Here is a 15,208-nt window from a genome sequence, read left to right as displayed (position 1 = left end):
TCGGTGCGTTCCATCGCCAAAATGATCCATTTCGCCGTGCGCTGGGCCATGGACAGGAAAATCGCGCCTGCATGCAATCCGAATAGCGCGACATGTCATCCATGTGTGCAGTAGCGGACAGACGGTGGAACGGACATATGGTGGGTTCAGTTCCGGAACCGGCGGATGCGCTTTACGGGCGTCGGCTGGCCTTGCGCCTTTCCGGGGCTTCGGCCCGGGCCTTTTTTCAAATGCTGAACCCTTGAACTGGCGAGAACATGGACCGCGCCTCCCATAACGGCATGCCCAGCGACGTGCTGGTCGTCGAAGACGATCCCATCATCGCGCTCGACTTCGAAGACACGATTCTGGGTTTTGGCGTGAAGGCGGTGCGGGTCGCCCCGAACGTGGCCAAGGCACTCGAGTTGATCGGCGACCGGCCGCCGGAATTCGCGCTGCTCGATGTCAGCCTCATCCGCGAGAAGAGTTTTGCCGTCGCCGAACGGCTCGAAGCGCTGAAAATTCCCTTTGCTTTCGTCACCGGCTATGACGCCGACGCCAGGCTGCCGGCGGCATTCGCGTGTAAGCCGCGGTTGCCCAAGCCCTATTCGACCGATGCGCTGCAGGCGCTGCTGAAGGACGGCGGCATCGGGCCTTGACCGGTTGAGGGCGCCGGATCGCTCCGCCGCGGTAGCTACACCGGTTTGGGATCAAGCGTTGTCGACCACAGCGCAACGTCGGCGCGGTCGCGCAAGGTTACCGTCATCTGCCCGCTGGCGCCGTCGATCCTGACATGGCCGAAGAACTGCATCCCGGCCGATGGCGGCAGGTTTTGATTGCCAGGTCCAGGCGCTTTGATGAACTTCACTTCCGGACCGAACGTATTGTCGAGGTCGTTCGGACCGAACGTGCCGGCGTGCAGCGGACCGGAAACGAACTCCCAGAACGGGTCGAACTCCTGAAACTGCGCCTTGTCGGGGTTGTAGTAGTGCGCCGCCGCGTAGTGCACATCCGCCGTCAGCCACACCGTGTTGACGACGCCCGATGTCTTGATGAAGCGCAGCAGGTCGGCGATCTCCAGCTCGCGGCCGCGCGGCGGCCCGTCGCCCTGCGCAACGGCCTCCGAGCCCTTCTTGTTGCGGGCATCGTCATAGACGATGATGCCGAGCGGCATGTCGGACGCGATCACCTTCCAGGTGGCGCGCGAATTCAGCAGCCCCCGTTTCAGCCAGGCAAGTTGCGCAGGTCCGAGAAAGAAGCTTTCCGGCCCGTAGGCCGTCTCCTGGTTCGGACCATTGGCGCCGCGATAGCTGCGCTCGTCCAGCATGAACACGTCGAGATGCGGCCCGTAATTCAGCGTACGATAGACGCGTCCCGGCTCCGTGATGCTCTCGCGCATCGGATACATTTCGTGGAACGCGCGCGCCGAACGGGCCGCGAGGAGGGTGATGTTGCGTTCCTTGTAGGACGCGGGCAATTCCTTCGACAGCGACCAGTTGTTGACGACCTCGTGGTCGTCCCACTGCACGAAGACCGGCACCTCGGCGTTGAACGCGCGCAAATGCTCGTCCATGAAATTGTACCTGTGCGCGGCGCGGAATTCGTCGAGCGTTTCGGCGACCTTCGACTTTTCCGGGATCGTCACGTTTTTCCAGATCTTGCCGCCGGGAAGCGTCACCTCGTCCTTGAGCGGGCCGTCGGCATAGATGGTGTCGCCGGAGTGCAGCAGGAAATCCGGGCGATGTTTGCGCATGGTGGCGAAGGTGAACATGCCGCCATCGTCAGGGTTGATGCCCCAGCCCTGTCCCACCACGTCGCCGCCCCAGACGAAACTGACGTCGCGCCGATCGCTGGGGGCGGTGCGAAACCGCCCGACCACCGGCTCGCTCTCGATGCCGGTATGCGCGAGGTCGCGAAACCGGATACGGTAGAAGATCTCCTGCCCGGCAGGCAGGTTCTCCAGCAGCATTTTCGCGGTGAAGTCGCTTTCGGGCAGCGCCGCAATCGGCGGCAGCACCCTCGCGTTGGCAAATGAGTCCGACGTGGCAACCTCGACCAGCATTTGCGACGGACGGTCGGCGCGCGCCCACACCACGCCGCCGTCAACGCCGACATCGCCGGATTGCACGCCCGATGTCACGATCGGCCGGTCGGCGGCACGGCTGAGATAAGGCATTGCCATGATGCCGATGGCGCCAGTACCCGCGGTGGAAAGGAAACGTCGGCGGGAAATTGCGCGGAGACTGCTGCGAACAATCCTGAACGTCATATGCGAGCTCTTTCCGGATCTGGCGCGGGTGCAAATGATAGCACCGACAGAGCTAGAAAGAATTGATGACGGTTCGATTACCGGATGTGCCGTTCAGGCGTTGCTGGCTGCACGAAACTGCGCGCTCGCCCGTTGCAGGTTTTGCGGCATGCTCATCAACAGCGCCTTGCGGTCGGCCACCGCGTTGTGGAACTGCTCGATCGCGATGTTGAAGGCGGTCAACGTGCCTTCCTCGATCGTCCCGTGCTCGTAGCATAACAACGTGTCGCGCAGAATGGCGTCCGCTTCCGACTGCATCTGGTCGAGCTCTTCCATCGAGTCGCATTGACGGGCGGCGGTCAGCATGTCGAGCAGCCGGTCGCGCTGCGACGTGTTGACATTGCGCTCGTCCTTCTTGAGGTAGCCGGCGGACCAGGCGCCGGCGGAGCCCATCGCCGATAACGCCATCAATCCCCACCAGATGTAATCGCTGTAGCGGTCGAGGAAGGTCTTTTCTTCGCCGTCGACAAAGGCGGCGGCGCCGGGATGAACGGGGATCGTGGCGTCCTTGTCGGTATCGGGCGTCTCGATCTTGGCGGCCAGCGGAAATTCGTTCTTCAGCGTCTGGCGGATTGCAAACAACTGCCGCGTAAAGATGGCGACGGTCGATTCCGCAATGCCCCTGCGCGCCACGATGTGATGCGAGAAGCTGATCGTCTTGATCTCTTCCTCGGGCCGGCTCGGCGCGCTGCCAAACGTGCCCGCCGGGATCTCGGAGGCCTCATAGGCGGGATGGTTCTGCGCAATCGCCTCGGCCGAGTCGATCGCGAGGAATTTCGGCGTGCCGCCGTCGCGCGCAGATGCCGCGATCGCATCCGCCGTGATTTTGCTGTTGACCGGGCCGGCGGCGAGATAGGCGTCGGCCTTCTGGTTACGAATGGCCTCGGCCGCCTCGTTGGCGGGGAACTGGACGATCTCGACCTTTGCCGGATCGACGCCGTATTGCCGCAGGATCACCCGGAGTAAATTGACATTGGCCTGGGTACGTCCGACGACGCCGATGCGGCGCCCAGTGAGCTGGCCGATTTTCGTGATCGCGGGGGAGGCCTTCTTTCCCTTGGTCTTGGCCGCCGTCGGCACCCACAGTACCGCAACATTCTTGCGTAGCGTCGCCACGGCCTGCGCATTCTTCGGCACATCGAGGTCGCCCCGGATGATGGCGAGATCGGCCTTGCCTTCGCCGAGCAGATTGGCGCTCGCAACCGCGCCATCGGTCTGCACCGGACGCAGCCGGACCAGACTGTTTCGCTGGTTGTTGAAGGCCTGCGTCAGGTTCTGGACAACCTTGAGGTCGTCGCTGTTGGCGGGGCCGACGGCGATCCGCAGTGTCACCGGCCGCATCGCAAAGTAGTAGCCGGCGGCCAGCGCGCCGACGATCGCCAGCACGCCGGCCAGCGTGACGAATGTCAGCCGTCGTTTCGCGGAGCGGGGCGAGGGTAGGGCCGGCTTTTCCGAAGAGAGGGGACCGTCGCTCATCAATCCCTGGATGATCGTTCGAGGTGCAATTTCATGCTGCCGACGCGCTTACACCGATATCCTAGCAAATTTCCGCCTTAGCCATTGTTACATCTCCGTCATGGTTACCGGCGTCCCCAGGCCGCTGTTGGAGGCTGGTTGCGGCTCATTCTGGGCAGGGATCCCCGACGCGGCCTTCGGTGTTAGGGTAAAGGCGATCTGGAACGGGAGGCGATCATGGCGGAACGGCTGTCGGCAGAGGCGCGGAAATCGGCGCTGGCGGAACTTCCCGGCTGGTCCCAAACGCCGGGGCGCGAGGCGATTGCGCGGACCTTTATCTTCAAGGATTTCAACGAAGCCTTCGGATTCATGTCCCGCGCCGCCCTGATGGCGGAAAAGAACGACCATCACCCGGAATGGAAGAACGTCTACAAGACCGTGGACGTGGTGCTGGCGACTCACGACGCCGGTGGCGTGACCCGGCTCGATATCGAACTGGCCAAGGCGATGAATGCGATCGCGAAGCAGTTGGGCGTCACCTGAGTTCGGCACCCACGATCTTGCGCGGCGGAACGGACATCCCCAATTGTTCTCGGTAGCGTTTTCGAGCGAATTGGATGCCGGTTCGCATAGCAATCAAGCTTACGCAGATTGCGTAGACTTATCTGCGGTAGAAGACGCGTCAAAACGAATGACGTCCGGCAGCCGCGGCGATCTGCCGCGCCGGAGTCCTCGAGGGAGCGCCGCGATGGCATCGTCCGATCACACCGCAGGTTTCGACCCGGCCGACCGGCTGGCGCAGGACCGTGAGAGCGTGCGTCGGCGCTTCTGGATCAAGTTCAAGCAGGTGGTGGCGCAGCTTCCCTTCGCCGAAGACCTGCTCGCAGCCTACTACTGTGCGTTCGACAAACAGACGCCGCGTCACGTGCAGGCGGCGCTGCTCGGCGCCGTCGCCTATTTCATTCTGCCGTTCGATTTCATGCCGGACATGCTGCCGCTGCTCGGCTTTACCGACGATGCCGCCGTACTGGCCACCGCCATCCGCATGGTTGCGGGCCACATCACGCAGGAGCATCGCGATGCCGCCCGCGCCGCGCTGAAGCGCGGGATCGACGCCGCTGAAGTGACGGAATAGCACGCGTTTTCTACCGCAGATAAGTCTACGCAATCTGCGTAAACTTGATTGCTATGCGAACCGGTCCCTGCCCCCGGACCAAGTCCGGGGCAGGCTTCGCTGGAAACGCTCTAGCGCTGCGCCGGCTGGGGAACCTGCGCCCTCGCGCTTCGCTCAGCCTCCCAGGCCTGGAATTGCTTGAACAGGGCTTCCTTGTCCGCGTCCGACTTGACGTTTGCCGCGGTCGCCGGGCTCTGTTTCAGGAATTCATCAAACCTGGCCCGCGACACGGCCTCGACGTTGTGGCTCTTGAGCCATTGCTCGGCGACCGGCAGGCGCTGCCAATCGGGCAATGGCGCCGACAGCGAGACTTCCTTCCATTTCGGATGGAATGGCGGGTTCTGGAACGCCGGAAACTTCGTGAAGAACGCATCCACGAACTGCGAGAGCTTGCGATAGCGATCCGTGTTCGGCGCCCAGTTGTAGGCGGCCAGCACCGCCGGCACTGCGATGGTGTCGACGCGCCCGCCTTCCGCGATCAGGTTGGGATAATCCTTGGAGGTCAGGGTGGCCGGCAAATAGTCGGTCTGCAGTGGCTTCGCATAGTCGACCGGGACCAGATGGAAGCGGTCGTCCTTGAATGCCGCGACGGATTTGTACGGCTTGCCGCCGACGGCCACCACCGCGTCGATTTCGCCGGCCCTCATTTTCTCCATCGCGATGCGCTGTTCGATGTAGACGAAGTTCGGCTTGATGCCGAGCCGTTCGAACACGATCGCCGCGGTGACAAAGGTGCCGCCGTTCGGAAGGTCGACACTGACCTTTTTGCCGTTCAGCTGGCTCATATTGGTGACCGATTTCGATGAGAGGACGTACATCTCTTCGTTGTAGAGCTTGGTCACATAGGTGAACTGCTTCTTGATGTCCTTCGCGAAGCCCTTTTTCTCGAGATAGTCCAGCGTATCGGCCCGCACGATGCCGAGGTCGACGCCCTGCAGGAACAGGATGTCGGCCACGCTCTGCACAGAGCCGCGCCCGACGATCGGAAGTACGCGCAACTTGTTTCCGTCGTCGAGCACGGAAGCCAGATCGGCACCGAACTGCACATAGGTGCCGCCGATCGTTCCCGAGATCAGCGTGACCGTGTTCTGGTTCAGCGCCTGCTTGGTGGCGACCGAACCGAATTGAAAAATCGCTTTCAGACTGTCGCTGACCTTGGCCGGATCGTATTCGGTCTCGGCGGCCCGAACCGTCGAGCCGCAAACCATTGTCATGGCAAGCAATGCCATTCCGAACAAATGTCGCATAAATACCTCTGCGCTGATCTAGAGTAATTATTAGTCCTGCAACTGGCCGAGACGTCGTTTCGCGTCGGCTGAACCGAGTTGCGCGGCCTTCTGATACCAAACCCGCGCCGCCGCCGGATCTGGTGTGACGCTCCGCAAATCCTGGCTGCCCAGCACCAGCGGATCATATGTTCCCGCCAGCATCAGCGCCGCTTCCGCTTCTTGCGCGTCCGCGGCCCGTTCGAGCAGCAGGCGGGCGGACGTGATGTCGCCGATCGCAAGCAGGCTCTTCGCCCGCTTCAGCAGCGCCGCGAGCTCGTCCGGATCGATGCGTCTTGCCGGAACCGCCTCGCGCGTCACCGGAATGGGCTCACGTACCGCCGGAGCGACCGCGACCACCGGTGCCGCTGGAGTTACCGCGGCGACCTCCCGGGCAGCTTCGCGCGCCACCGGCTCGGGCGCTCCGACCTTGCCCTTGAGCGCGCTCTGATAGGCGGCGGCAATTTCGTCGCGCGTCGGCGATGCCGATGCCAGCGCGTTTGGCGGCGCGCGGCGCGCGGCTGTAACCTCAGCGCCGGACGGTTCGGCGGCCAGCGGCGGCGCGGCAATGCGCTGCGGCTGCGCAGGCTCCGGCACGGCCGCGGCGAGCTCAGCCGGCGGCGGCGCACTGCCGCCACCACCGCCACCAAGCGAGGCGTTGAAGATGACCGCCCGCGTCGAGTCGATGGAAAACAGCGCAAGCACGGCAGCTATCGCCGACACCACCACGACGCCGGTTACGATGCGTCCCGCGCGCGCTTTCTTCAGCCCGCCGCTGCCGAACCTTCGGTTGCCGCTTGCGAAAGCATATTCGGAAAGCTGCTGATGAGATTCCTCCTCGTAGTTGGAGAGGAAAAGCGGCACCGGCTCGTGTGGCGGCAACTCCTCCGGCAGCACATCCGTCCGCTCAAACGACGCGTCCCTCCGGTCAAACGACAGCGCAAAGGGGTGCTCGTATTCGGGCTGCTCATATCGCGGCTGCGGCTGCGGCTCATATCGTAGCTGCTCGTATCGAGGCTGATCAGCTTCATACAACCGAGGGTCGCTGATGGCTTCGTCGAATCTGTCAAACGGATCTCTTGGCTGAGTTGGCAGCCTGGTATTCTCCGCCATGGTGATGCTCCCCACTACTGAACGCAACGACGGGCGTTCCCTGCACCTACTTCTTGCTCTTGTTCGCGTACAGGAGACCCTTTACTGATGGTTAAAATCGCACACGGAATGGGTTCAAAAAACGGCGCTGAGCGGTGCGAATGGGGAGATATTTTGGTATGATTGAGGCAAAGAAGCGGCATCGAGGGGTTTGAGAACACGCATTGTTACCGGGAAACTATTTCGGTGAAATGACATTGAGGCATGCGTTACATAGCGACACATGTTCTCCAGCCCCGCGCATCGCGCGGACCGTTTGCGCATCCTCAAGCGGCCGAAAATTCAACCATTCAACGGATGATCCGGCATCTCCTCTCAGGGATGCAGGATCACCTTGCCCATCGCCTTACGGCCGGCGAGCACCTTCAGCGCTTCGGCGGTTTGCGCCAGCGGAAAAGTGCGATCGACGTGCGAGGAGATCTTGCCTTCCGCGGTCCACTTCACGAGCTTTTCCAGGTTGGCGCGGTTCTTCTCCGGGTTGACCCTGGTCCATGCGCCCCAGAACACGCCGCGGATATCGCAGCCCTTGAGCAGTGCGAGGTTGAGCGGCATCTTCGGAATGTCGCCAGCGGCAAAGCCGATCACCAGGAAGCGGCCTTCCCAGGCGATCGAGCGCAATGCGGCTTCGGCGTAAGTGCCGCCGACCGGATCGAAGATGATGTCGACGCCCTTGCCGCCGGTGAGCCGGCGCAAGCCCTCTTTCAGGTCTTCCTTGCTGTAGTTCAGCGTAAGCTCGGCGCCATGCGCCTTGGCAAATTCGAGCTTCTCATCCGATGACGCGCAGGCAATCACCTTCAACCCCATCAGCTTGCCGAGTTCGCAGGCCGCAAGGCCGGTGCCGCCGGCCGCGCCCAGCACCGCAAGCGTCTCACCGGGCTTTGGGCTGGCGCGGTCTTCCAGCGCGTGCAGCGCCGTGCCGTAGATGATGATGATGCCTGCGGCGCGATCGAAATCCAGATTGTCGGGAATTTTCACGATGGAGGTTGCGGGCAGTGCGATCTTTTCGCGTGCGCCGTTGTGGCCGCAGGACGCGACCACGCGGTCGCCGACCTTCAGGTCGGTGACGCCGGCACCGACGCTTTCGATCACGCCGGCAACCTCGGCGGCCGGCGAAAACGGGAATGGCGGCTTGATCTGGTACTTGCCCTGGATCATCAGGATGTCGAAGAAATTCAGTGCCGCGGCCTTGATCGCAATCACGGCCTGTCCCGGTTCGGCCACCGGATCGGGGACGTCGGCCAGCACGAGGTCGTCGGGTTGGCAATATTGCGAGCAGAGAATGGCTTTCATTGGCGCACCTGATTTCGGACCGGCAAGAAGACTGGCAACTTCATGCCGGATTTGAAGCCAGGCTACAATCCGATTCGGATGCATGGCCTCATGGTAGTCGAGGGGATTCAAACGATGTTTGAAAAGGGCTTGCTGGCGGGAAAGCGGATATTGGTCACCGGTGGCGGTTCGGGGCTCGGGGCTGCGATGGGACGCCGCTTCGTCGAGCTCGGCGCCGAGTTGATCATTTGCGGCCGCCGGCTCGAATTGCTGGAGGCGACGGCCGCGCGGATGCGCAGCGAATTCGGCGGCAAGGTCGGCGTGATCAGTTGCGATATCCGCGACAGTGCGGCGGTCGATGCCATGATGGAAGAGATATGGCGCGAGGCGCCCATCGACGTGCTGGTTAACAATGCCGCCGCGACCTTCATCGCGCAGACCGAGCATCTGTCGCCGCGGGCGGCGGATGCGATCCTGGCGCCGACGCTGCACGGCGCGATGTATTGCACGCTCGCTGCGGGAAGGCGCTGGATCGACGGCAAGCACGGCGGCGTAGTGCTGAGCATCCTTTCGACCTCAACGATCACCGGCCGCGCCTTCACGGTGCCCTCGGCGATGGCGAAATCCGCCGTGCTCGCGATGACCCGAAGCCTTGCGGTGGAATGGGGACCCAAGGGTGTGCGCACGGTCGCGATCGCGCCCGGCGCGTTTCCGACGCCTGGCGCTTCGGGTCAGCTCCGCCCCGAGGGCCGCGATGAAAGCTGGGCGCAACGCAATCCGCTCGGCCGCGCCGGCGAGCATGGCGAACTTGCTGACTTGGCGAGCTTTCTGATTTCGGACCGGGCCGGTTACATCAATGGCGAGATGGTGGTGCAGGATGGCGGCGCCCATTTGCGCAGTTCCGGCGCCGAGGATTTGTTGCAATGGACCGATGCGCAGTGGCAAAAGCAGCGCGAGCGCCGCTCCAAGGGCTGAAACCAAGAGCTGAAACCCAGGCTCGCGTTTTTGATTCCCCCAAAGGCACAGTCAAAGGATCTTGGGACGAAGCGTCGCCACGGCGTGAGCAACACCGCAACTGCCTTCCCAAAAAAGCATTTCCCGGCTATCCATCCCCGGCGGCGCGATGCGTCCTCGGGCCATCTTCCAGTCACAATGATGAGGGAACCAGTTGTCCGTGTTGCGAATACTGACATTTCTGGTTGCGATTGCGGCGTTGTGTGAGGCGACATCCCTCGCGCAAGCACAGGGCACTGCTTCGAAGGGTGCCAGGGATTCGGCAAAGGAAGCGGCCAAGCCTGCGCCTGCGCCAGCACCGGCGGCAAAGCCGACGGCGGCCAAGCCTGCTAAGCCGGAACCGGCGGCGACCGCCGCTGCCGGCGGTGCGGAACCTACCTTGATTGGTCAGTACGGCACTTGGGGCGCCTACACGGCGACGCCAAACGGCAGGAAGGTTTGCTTCGCGTTGGCAAAGCCATCGTCATCCAAAACCAATCCGCCGAATCGTCCGCGCGATCCAGCCTACGCTTTCGTCTCGTCGCGTCCGGCAGAGAAAGTCGTCAACGAGGTTTCGATCATGATCGGCTACGCGCTGAAGCCGGGTTCGGAATCCTTTCTCGAGGTCGGCGGCTCGTCCTATGCGATGTATACCCAGGGCGACGGGCTCTGGATCAAGAACGCCGCGGAGGAAGAGCAGATGGTCAGCGCCATGCGCAAATCCGCTGAAGTCACCGTCAAGGGCGTTTCGGCCAAAGGCACCGAGACCACGGACGTGTTCTCGCTGAAGGGACTGTCCCAGGCGCTCGACCGGCTGGCGCAGGACTGCAAGCGCTAAGCCGCTTTTAAGCCCAGAATGACGTTGTTTACGGGCCCTGGAACGCCTATTTGAGTGTCTTCGTAGGGTGGGAAAAGGCGCGTCGTGCCGTGCCCACCATTGGCGTTTATGGTGGGCACGCTGCTTCCGCCTTCGCTCGCTGAGCTACGGCGGGCAGGTCGCTTTGCCCACTTTTATGCATCCGCTTCAACCGTCTCGTGTGAATTTTGATGTCGCTTTCATCTTCCCTGGCGCCTCTCGAAAAGGTTCCGCTTGAAACCTTTGTGCCGCCGGCAAAGCCCTCGCTGATCGGCCTGTCGCGCGCCGAGATCGCCGACCGGCTGGGCGAGATCGGCGTTGCGCCCGCGCAGCGCAAGATGCGCACACAGCAGCTCTGGCACTGGATGTATGTCCGCGGCGCCAAGGCGTTCGACGAGATGACCAGCATCTCGAAGGACATGCGCGCAGAGCTCGAGCAGCATTTTACCGTCGATCGCCCCGAAGTGGTGGCCGAGCAGATTTCCAGCGACGGGACCCGCAAATGGCTGTTGCGCCTGCCGAGCGGTGATGCATTTCAGAAGGCGCATGAGGTCGAGTGCGTCTACATTCCCGAAACCGATCGCGGCACGCTCTGCGTTTCCTCGCAGGTCGGCTGCACGCTGAATTGCTCGTTCTGCCACACCGGCACGCAGCGGCTGGTACGCAATCTCACGGCCGGCGAAATCGTCGGCCAGATCATGGTGGCGCGCGACCGCCTCAACGACTGGGCCGATCGCGAGACGCCGACCGGCAGCCGCCTCGTCACCAATGTGGTGATGATGGGCATGGGCGAGCCGCTGTATAATTTCGACGCGGTGCGCGATGCCTTGCTGATCGTTGCCGACAATGAAGGCATCGGCATTTCCCGCAGGCGCATCACGCTGTCGACCTCGGGCGTGGTGCCGAACATCATCCGCACCGGCGACGAAATCGGCGTCATGCTGGCGATCTCGCTGCATGCCGTGCGGGACGAACTGCGCAACGAGCTGGTGCCGCTGAACCGCAAATATCCGATCGCGGAATTGCTGCAGGCCTGCCGCGACTATCCGGGCTCGTCGAACGCGCGGCGCATCACCTTCGAATATGTGATGCTCAAGGGCGTCAACGATTCCATGGATGATGCCAAACTGCTGGTGAAGCTGCTCAAGGGTATTCCGGCGAAAATCAATTTGATCCCGTTCAACCCGTGGCCGGGCACAAAGTACGAGTGCTCGGACTGGGAGCAGATCGAAAAATTCTCCGAATACATCTTCAACGCCGGCTACTCCTCGCCGGTCCGCACCCCGCGCGGCCGCGACATTCTTGCCGCCTGCGGCCAGTTGAAGTCGGAGACCGAAAAACTGTCCGCGCGCGAGCGCCAGGCACTGCGCGCCATGGCGATGACGGATTGAGATGACGAGAGCACCAGAGCTTGTCATCGCGGGGCTAAAGCGCGAAGCGCATCTTCGTGCAGATGACCCGGCCATCCACGTCTTTGCTCCGTCGCAGCAAAATGGATGCCCGGGCATGACGGTAGAGATAAAGGTGCCGTTTGCGCTCAATGACGGTATCACCCGATGGCGCTGATCGGACGCATCTTCGTCATCCTGTTTGCGTTCCTCGCTGCCTGCTTTGTGGCGGGGATGATCGTGGTCGGCGCGGTGCTGTATCCCGAGATCAGCGATCTCGGTGGCGCGCCGATCGATCAGAGCGCGATCAATGTCGTGCTCGGCTTCGGCTTCGTCTTTCTCTCCGGCTTTGCGTTGCTGCCGGCGCTGGTCGTGGTGCTCATCACCGAAGCCTTCTATATCCGCAGCGTGCTTGCCTATGCGATCGGCGGCGCGATCGTCGGGGCGGCCTGCTATCTCGGGCTCATTCCGTTCGACCCGGAGACGCTGAAATTCGACGGCATCGTGCGCCGCCACCTCGAAATCTTGACCGGCGCGGGCATTGTGGCCGGCCTGATCTACTGGATGATCGCGGGCCGATCCGCCGGCGCCTGGCGCGAACCAAGGCCGCCGTTGCGGCCACCGCCACCATTGCCGTCGCAGTCGCGGCCGCAGGCGTGACTCAAGCACAGCCGTCATTGCGAGCCAACGGGTCGGCGCAAAGCGCCGCCCGATGACAGGCTCCGCGAAGCAATCCATCCCGCCGCGACAAGAAAGAATGGATTGCTTCGCTTCGCTCGCAATGACAGGGGTTTTCATCCCCAACCACCTCGGCTAAACCGCGCGTCATGAACCGGACCGGACTTGTTATCGCGTTGGGCATATCGCTCGTCATCGGACTGCTGTTCGGGATTTTCCCTGAACTCGACCTGAAGCTGGCGGCGTTATTCTACGATTCGGCGAGCACATCGTTTCCCCTGAAGCAGAGCGGGCTTGCGGCATTCGCGCGCGACGGCGCGATGTGGATCGCCTGGGCGCTGGCGCTGCCGGCGCTGATTGCCATTGTCGGAAAGCTGGTGCGGCCGGACCGGCCGATGCTGGTTCCGGGACGCGCGGCGGTGTTTCTCTTGCTCACCATCCTGCTCTCCGCCGTCGTGCTGACCAATCTCACGTTCAAGAGTCATTGGGGGCGGCCGCGGCCGGCGGTGGTGGCGGAGTTCAACGGCCCCTGGCAATTCGTGCCGTGGTGGGATCCGCGCGGGGAGTGCGGGCGTAACTGCTCGTTCTTCTCCGGCGAGGGCGCCACTGCGTTCTGGACCTACGCGCCCGCGGCGCTGACGCCGCCGGCGTGGCGGCCTTTTGCCTATACGGCGGCGACCTTGTTCGGTATCGCGACCAGCGTGCTGCGGATGGCGTTCGGCGGGCATTTCTTCACCGATGTCGCAGCCGCCGGCCTCGTCAGCTTTTTCGTGATCTGGCTGGCCTATGCCTGGATTTACCGCTGGCCGTCGACGAGGCTCACCGACGCGCAAATCGAAGCCGCGCTGGCACGCTGGGGCTGGCCCGGCTACCGCCTGTGGCAGCGCTGGCGCGGGCGCGAGGCGGGGTAGTTCGTCCTCAGCCGCCAAGCGCCATTAAACGCGTGCCCACGGCTGCGAAATTTGATATTCGCGGCCCTCAAGCCCGCTGGAGCATTGTCGATTCTGATTGAATCAGCACCGAAGCTCTAGATTCTTGTTTTGACGCGTTTTCTTCACGCGAACCGGTATCCACTTCGCTCGAAAACGCTATAACGACATCCGCCATTTCGACCGATTGGAAGCTCGATGAGTACGATCCTGAAAAGCCTGCCCAAGGGGGAAAAAGTCGGCATCGCTTTCTCGGGCGGTCTCGACACCAGCGCGGCACTACTCTGGATGAAGCAAAAAGGCGCGCGCGTTTTTGCTTATACCGCCAACCTCGGCCAGCCTGACGAGGCCGACTACGACGAGATCCCGCGTAAAGCGCTCGAGTTCGGCGGGGAGAAAGCCCGGCTGGTGGATTGCCGCACCCAACTGGTCCACGAAGGGATTGCGGCGATCCAGTCCGGCGCCTTTCACGTTTCTACCGGCGGCATCGCCTACTTCAACACCACGCCGCTCGGCCGCGCCGTGACCGGCACGATGCTGGTCGCGGCTATGAAGGAGGACGGCGTCAACATCTGGGGCGATGGGTCCACCTACAAGGGCAACGACATCGAGCGGTTCTACCGCTACGGCCTGCTGACCAATCCGAGTTTGCGGATCTACAAGCCCTGGCTCGACCAGTTGTTCATCGACGAACTGGGCGGCCGCGCGGAAATGTCGGCGTTCATGTCCGCCAATGGCTTCGCCTATAAGATGAGCGCCGAAAAGGCCTACTCGACCGACAGCAATCTGCTGGGCGCCACCCACGAGGCCAAGGATCTCGAGCGCCTCGACAGCGGCATCAAGATCGTCAATCCCATCATGGGCGTGCCGTTCTGGCGCGACGACTGTGTCGTCAAGGCCGAAAAGGTTGCCGTTCGTTTTGAGGAGGGCCAGCCCGTCGCGCTGAACGGCCAGACGTTCACCGATCCCGTTGCGCTGTTCCTTGAAGCCAATGCCATCGGCGGCCGGCATGGCCTTGGCATGAGCGATCAGATCGAGAACCGGATCATCGAGGCCAAGAGCCGCGGCATTTACGAAGCGCCTGGTATGGCGCTGCTGCACATTGCCTACGAACGCCTGGTCACCGGCATCCACAACGAGGACACCATCGAGCAATACCGCATCAGCGGGATGCGCCTTGGCCGATTGCTCTATCAGGGACGGTGGTTCGATTCCCAGGCCCTCATGCTGCGCGAAACCGCCCAGCGCTGGGTGGCGCGCGCCGTCACCGGTGAGGTGACGCTCGAACTGCGCCGCGGCAACGACTACTCGATCCTCAATACCGAGAGCCCCAATCTGACCTATCAGCCGGAGCGGCTGAGCATGGAGAAGGTGGAGGATGCCGCGTTCACGCCGGCGGACCGTATCGGCCAGCTCACCATGCGCAACCTGGACATCGCCGATACCCGCGCCAAGCTGGATCTGTACGGACAAACAGGCTTGCTATCGAGCAGGGAAGGCGCCGACATCTTCAAGCTGGAGAGCGACAAGGGCTAGCTGTCGTCCCGGCGGAACGCGGGGACGACCCGAAAGGCCAGAACACATCAGTTCGTCGCCCCGGCGAAAGCCGAGATCCGTACGCCGCGGCGGATGTTGTTGAAAGGCGCTGGGCGACGGTTTTCTTCAAGCAACAACCACCTGTGGTTATGGGCCCCGGCTTTCGCCGGGGCGACACGCTGGGAGAGGCGCGCAAAAAAATGGCCGGGATTGCTCCCGGCCATTT

At 62.7% G+C, this 15,208-nt stretch carries 14 protein-coding genes; 9 read left to right on the top strand and 5 right to left on the bottom strand.

The features are described 5' to 3' along the window. Positions 1–257: 257 nt before the first annotated feature. On the top strand, positions 258–638 hold the full coding sequence (locus V1288_RS11230) for a response regulator (protein WP_334357103.1): 381 nt from the start codon (positions 258–260) through the stop codon (positions 636–638). 35 nt (positions 639–673) lie between these two features. Here the strand turns inward: V1288_RS11230 and V1288_RS11225 are convergent, their stop codons facing one another. Together V1288_RS11225 and V1288_RS11220 are read right to left on the bottom strand one after the other, a co-directional pair. Continuing rightward, positions 674–2,248 carry an alkaline phosphatase D family protein gene (locus V1288_RS11225; RefSeq protein WP_334357102.1) on the bottom strand — a complete coding sequence of 525 codons (1,575 nt, stop codon included), beginning with the start codon at positions 2,246–2,248 and terminating at the stop codon, positions 674–676. Between the two features lie 93 nt (positions 2,249–2,341). Further along, a complete protein-coding gene (locus V1288_RS11220) occupies positions 2,342–3,763 on the bottom strand; it encodes a TAXI family TRAP transporter solute-binding subunit (RefSeq protein WP_334357101.1) in 1,422 nt (473 codons plus the stop codon). Between the two features lie 213 nt (positions 3,764–3,976). Here V1288_RS11220 and V1288_RS11215 point away from each other — a divergent pair, with 213 nt between their 5' ends. Together V1288_RS11215 and V1288_RS11210 are read left to right on the top strand one after the other, a co-directional pair. Next, a complete protein-coding gene (locus V1288_RS11215; protein ID WP_334361276.1) occupies positions 3,977–4,285 on the top strand; it encodes a 4a-hydroxytetrahydrobiopterin dehydratase in 309 nt (102 codons plus the stop codon). Between the two features lie 205 nt (positions 4,286–4,490). Beyond that, positions 4,491–4,877, top strand: a complete 387-nt coding sequence (locus tag V1288_RS11210; RefSeq protein WP_334357100.1) for a YkvA family protein — start codon at positions 4,491–4,493, stop codon at positions 4,875–4,877. 110 nt (positions 4,878–4,987) lie between these two features. On the opposite strand, the gene V1288_RS11205 is transcribed toward V1288_RS11210, so the two are convergent. The 3 genes from V1288_RS11205 to V1288_RS11195 all read right to left on the bottom strand — a co-directional run bounded on the left by V1288_RS11205 (position 4,988) and on the right by V1288_RS11195 (position 8,623). Next, positions 4,988–6,163 (bottom strand): TAXI family TRAP transporter solute-binding subunit, encoded by a 1,176-nt coding sequence (locus V1288_RS11205; protein ID WP_334357099.1) that lies wholly within the window; start codon positions 6,161–6,163, stop codon positions 4,988–4,990. A gap of 30 nt (positions 6,164–6,193) precedes the next feature. Next, the gene (locus V1288_RS11200) at positions 6,194–7,216 is read right to left on the bottom strand and encodes a hypothetical protein (protein ID WP_334357098.1); all 1,023 of its coding nucleotides are present in this window, start codon (positions 7,214–7,216) and stop codon (positions 6,194–6,196) included. A 432-nt stretch (positions 7,217–7,648) separates the two neighbouring features. Then, on the bottom strand, positions 7,649–8,623 hold the full coding sequence (locus tag V1288_RS11195; protein ID WP_334357097.1) for an NADPH:quinone oxidoreductase family protein: 975 nt from the start codon (positions 8,621–8,623) through the stop codon (positions 7,649–7,651). Between the two features lie 114 nt (positions 8,624–8,737). On the opposite strand from V1288_RS11195, the gene V1288_RS11190 reads away from it, so the two are divergent. The 6 genes from V1288_RS11190 to argG all read left to right on the top strand — a co-directional run bounded on the left by V1288_RS11190 (position 8,738) and on the right by argG (position 14,982). Then, positions 8,738–9,577: an SDR family oxidoreductase gene (locus V1288_RS11190; protein WP_334357096.1), complete on the top strand. Its 840-nt coding sequence runs from the start codon at positions 8,738–8,740 to the stop codon at positions 9,575–9,577. 199 nt (positions 9,578–9,776) lie between these two features. Then, a complete protein-coding gene (locus V1288_RS11185; RefSeq protein ID WP_442893938.1) occupies positions 9,777–10,433 on the top strand; it encodes an invasion associated locus B family protein in 657 nt (218 codons plus the stop codon). A 209-nt stretch (positions 10,434–10,642) separates the two neighbouring features. After that, entirely contained in the window at positions 10,643–11,842 is a 1,200-nt protein-coding gene (gene rlmN, locus V1288_RS11180) for a 23S rRNA (adenine(2503)-C(2))-methyltransferase RlmN (protein ID WP_334357095.1), read from the top strand. 165 nt (positions 11,843–12,007) lie between these two features. Continuing rightward, on the top strand, positions 12,008–12,499 hold the full coding sequence (locus V1288_RS11175; protein ID WP_334357094.1) for a hypothetical protein: 492 nt from the start codon (positions 12,008–12,010) through the stop codon (positions 12,497–12,499). A gap of 167 nt (positions 12,500–12,666) precedes the next feature. Continuing rightward, positions 12,667–13,428 carry a phosphatase PAP2 family protein gene (locus tag V1288_RS11170; RefSeq protein ID WP_334357093.1) on the top strand — a complete coding sequence of 254 codons (762 nt, stop codon included), beginning with the start codon at positions 12,667–12,669 and terminating at the stop codon, positions 13,426–13,428. A 216-nt stretch (positions 13,429–13,644) separates the two neighbouring features. Next, entirely contained in the window at positions 13,645–14,982 is a 1,338-nt protein-coding gene (gene argG / locus V1288_RS11165) for an argininosuccinate synthase (protein ID WP_334357092.1), read from the top strand. Positions 14,983–15,208: the final 226 nt, after the last annotated feature.

Origin of the sequence: Bradyrhizobium sp. AZCC 2176 (assembly GCF_036924645.1) — a bacterium.
Lineage (GTDB): Bacteria > Pseudomonadota > Alphaproteobacteria > Rhizobiales > Xanthobacteraceae > Bradyrhizobium.
The sequence above is the reverse complement of the archived record's forward strand: the minus strand, read 5'-3'. Positions and strand labels throughout refer to the sequence as shown.

Excerpts from the sequence above, each read along its gene's own strand:
- V1288_RS11175 (WP_334357094.1), top strand. The coding sequence starts at position 12,008 with ATGGCGCTGATCGGACGCATCTTCGTCATCCTGTTTGCGTTCCTCGCT.
- rlmN (WP_334357095.1), top strand. The coding sequence starts at position 10,643 with ATGTCGCTTTCATCTTCCCTGGCGCCTCTCGAAAAGGTTCCGCTTGAA.
- V1288_RS11205 (WP_334357099.1), bottom strand. The coding sequence starts at position 6,163 with ATGCGACATTTGTTCGGAATGGCATTGCTTGCCATGACAATGGTTTGC.
- V1288_RS11170 (WP_334357093.1), top strand. The coding sequence starts at position 12,667 with ATGAACCGGACCGGACTTGTTATCGCGTTGGGCATATCGCTCGTCATC.
- V1288_RS11210 (WP_334357100.1), top strand. The coding sequence starts at position 4,491 with ATGGCATCGTCCGATCACACCGCAGGTTTCGACCCGGCCGACCGGCTG.
- V1288_RS11230 (WP_334357103.1), top strand. The coding sequence starts at position 258 with ATGGACCGCGCCTCCCATAACGGCATGCCCAGCGACGTGCTGGTCGTC.
- V1288_RS11190 (WP_334357096.1), top strand. The coding sequence starts at position 8,738 with ATGTTTGAAAAGGGCTTGCTGGCGGGAAAGCGGATATTGGTCACCGGT.
- V1288_RS11195 (WP_334357097.1), bottom strand. The coding sequence starts at position 8,623 with ATGAAAGCCATTCTCTGCTCGCAATATTGCCAACCCGACGACCTCGTG.
- V1288_RS11220 (WP_334357101.1), bottom strand. The coding sequence starts at position 3,763 with ATGAGCGACGGTCCCCTCTCTTCGGAAAAGCCGGCCCTACCCTCGCCC.
- V1288_RS11225 (WP_334357102.1), bottom strand. The coding sequence starts at position 2,248 with ATGACGTTCAGGATTGTTCGCAGCAGTCTCCGCGCAATTTCCCGCCGA.
- argG (WP_334357092.1), top strand. The coding sequence starts at position 13,645 with ATGAGTACGATCCTGAAAAGCCTGCCCAAGGGGGAAAAAGTCGGCATC.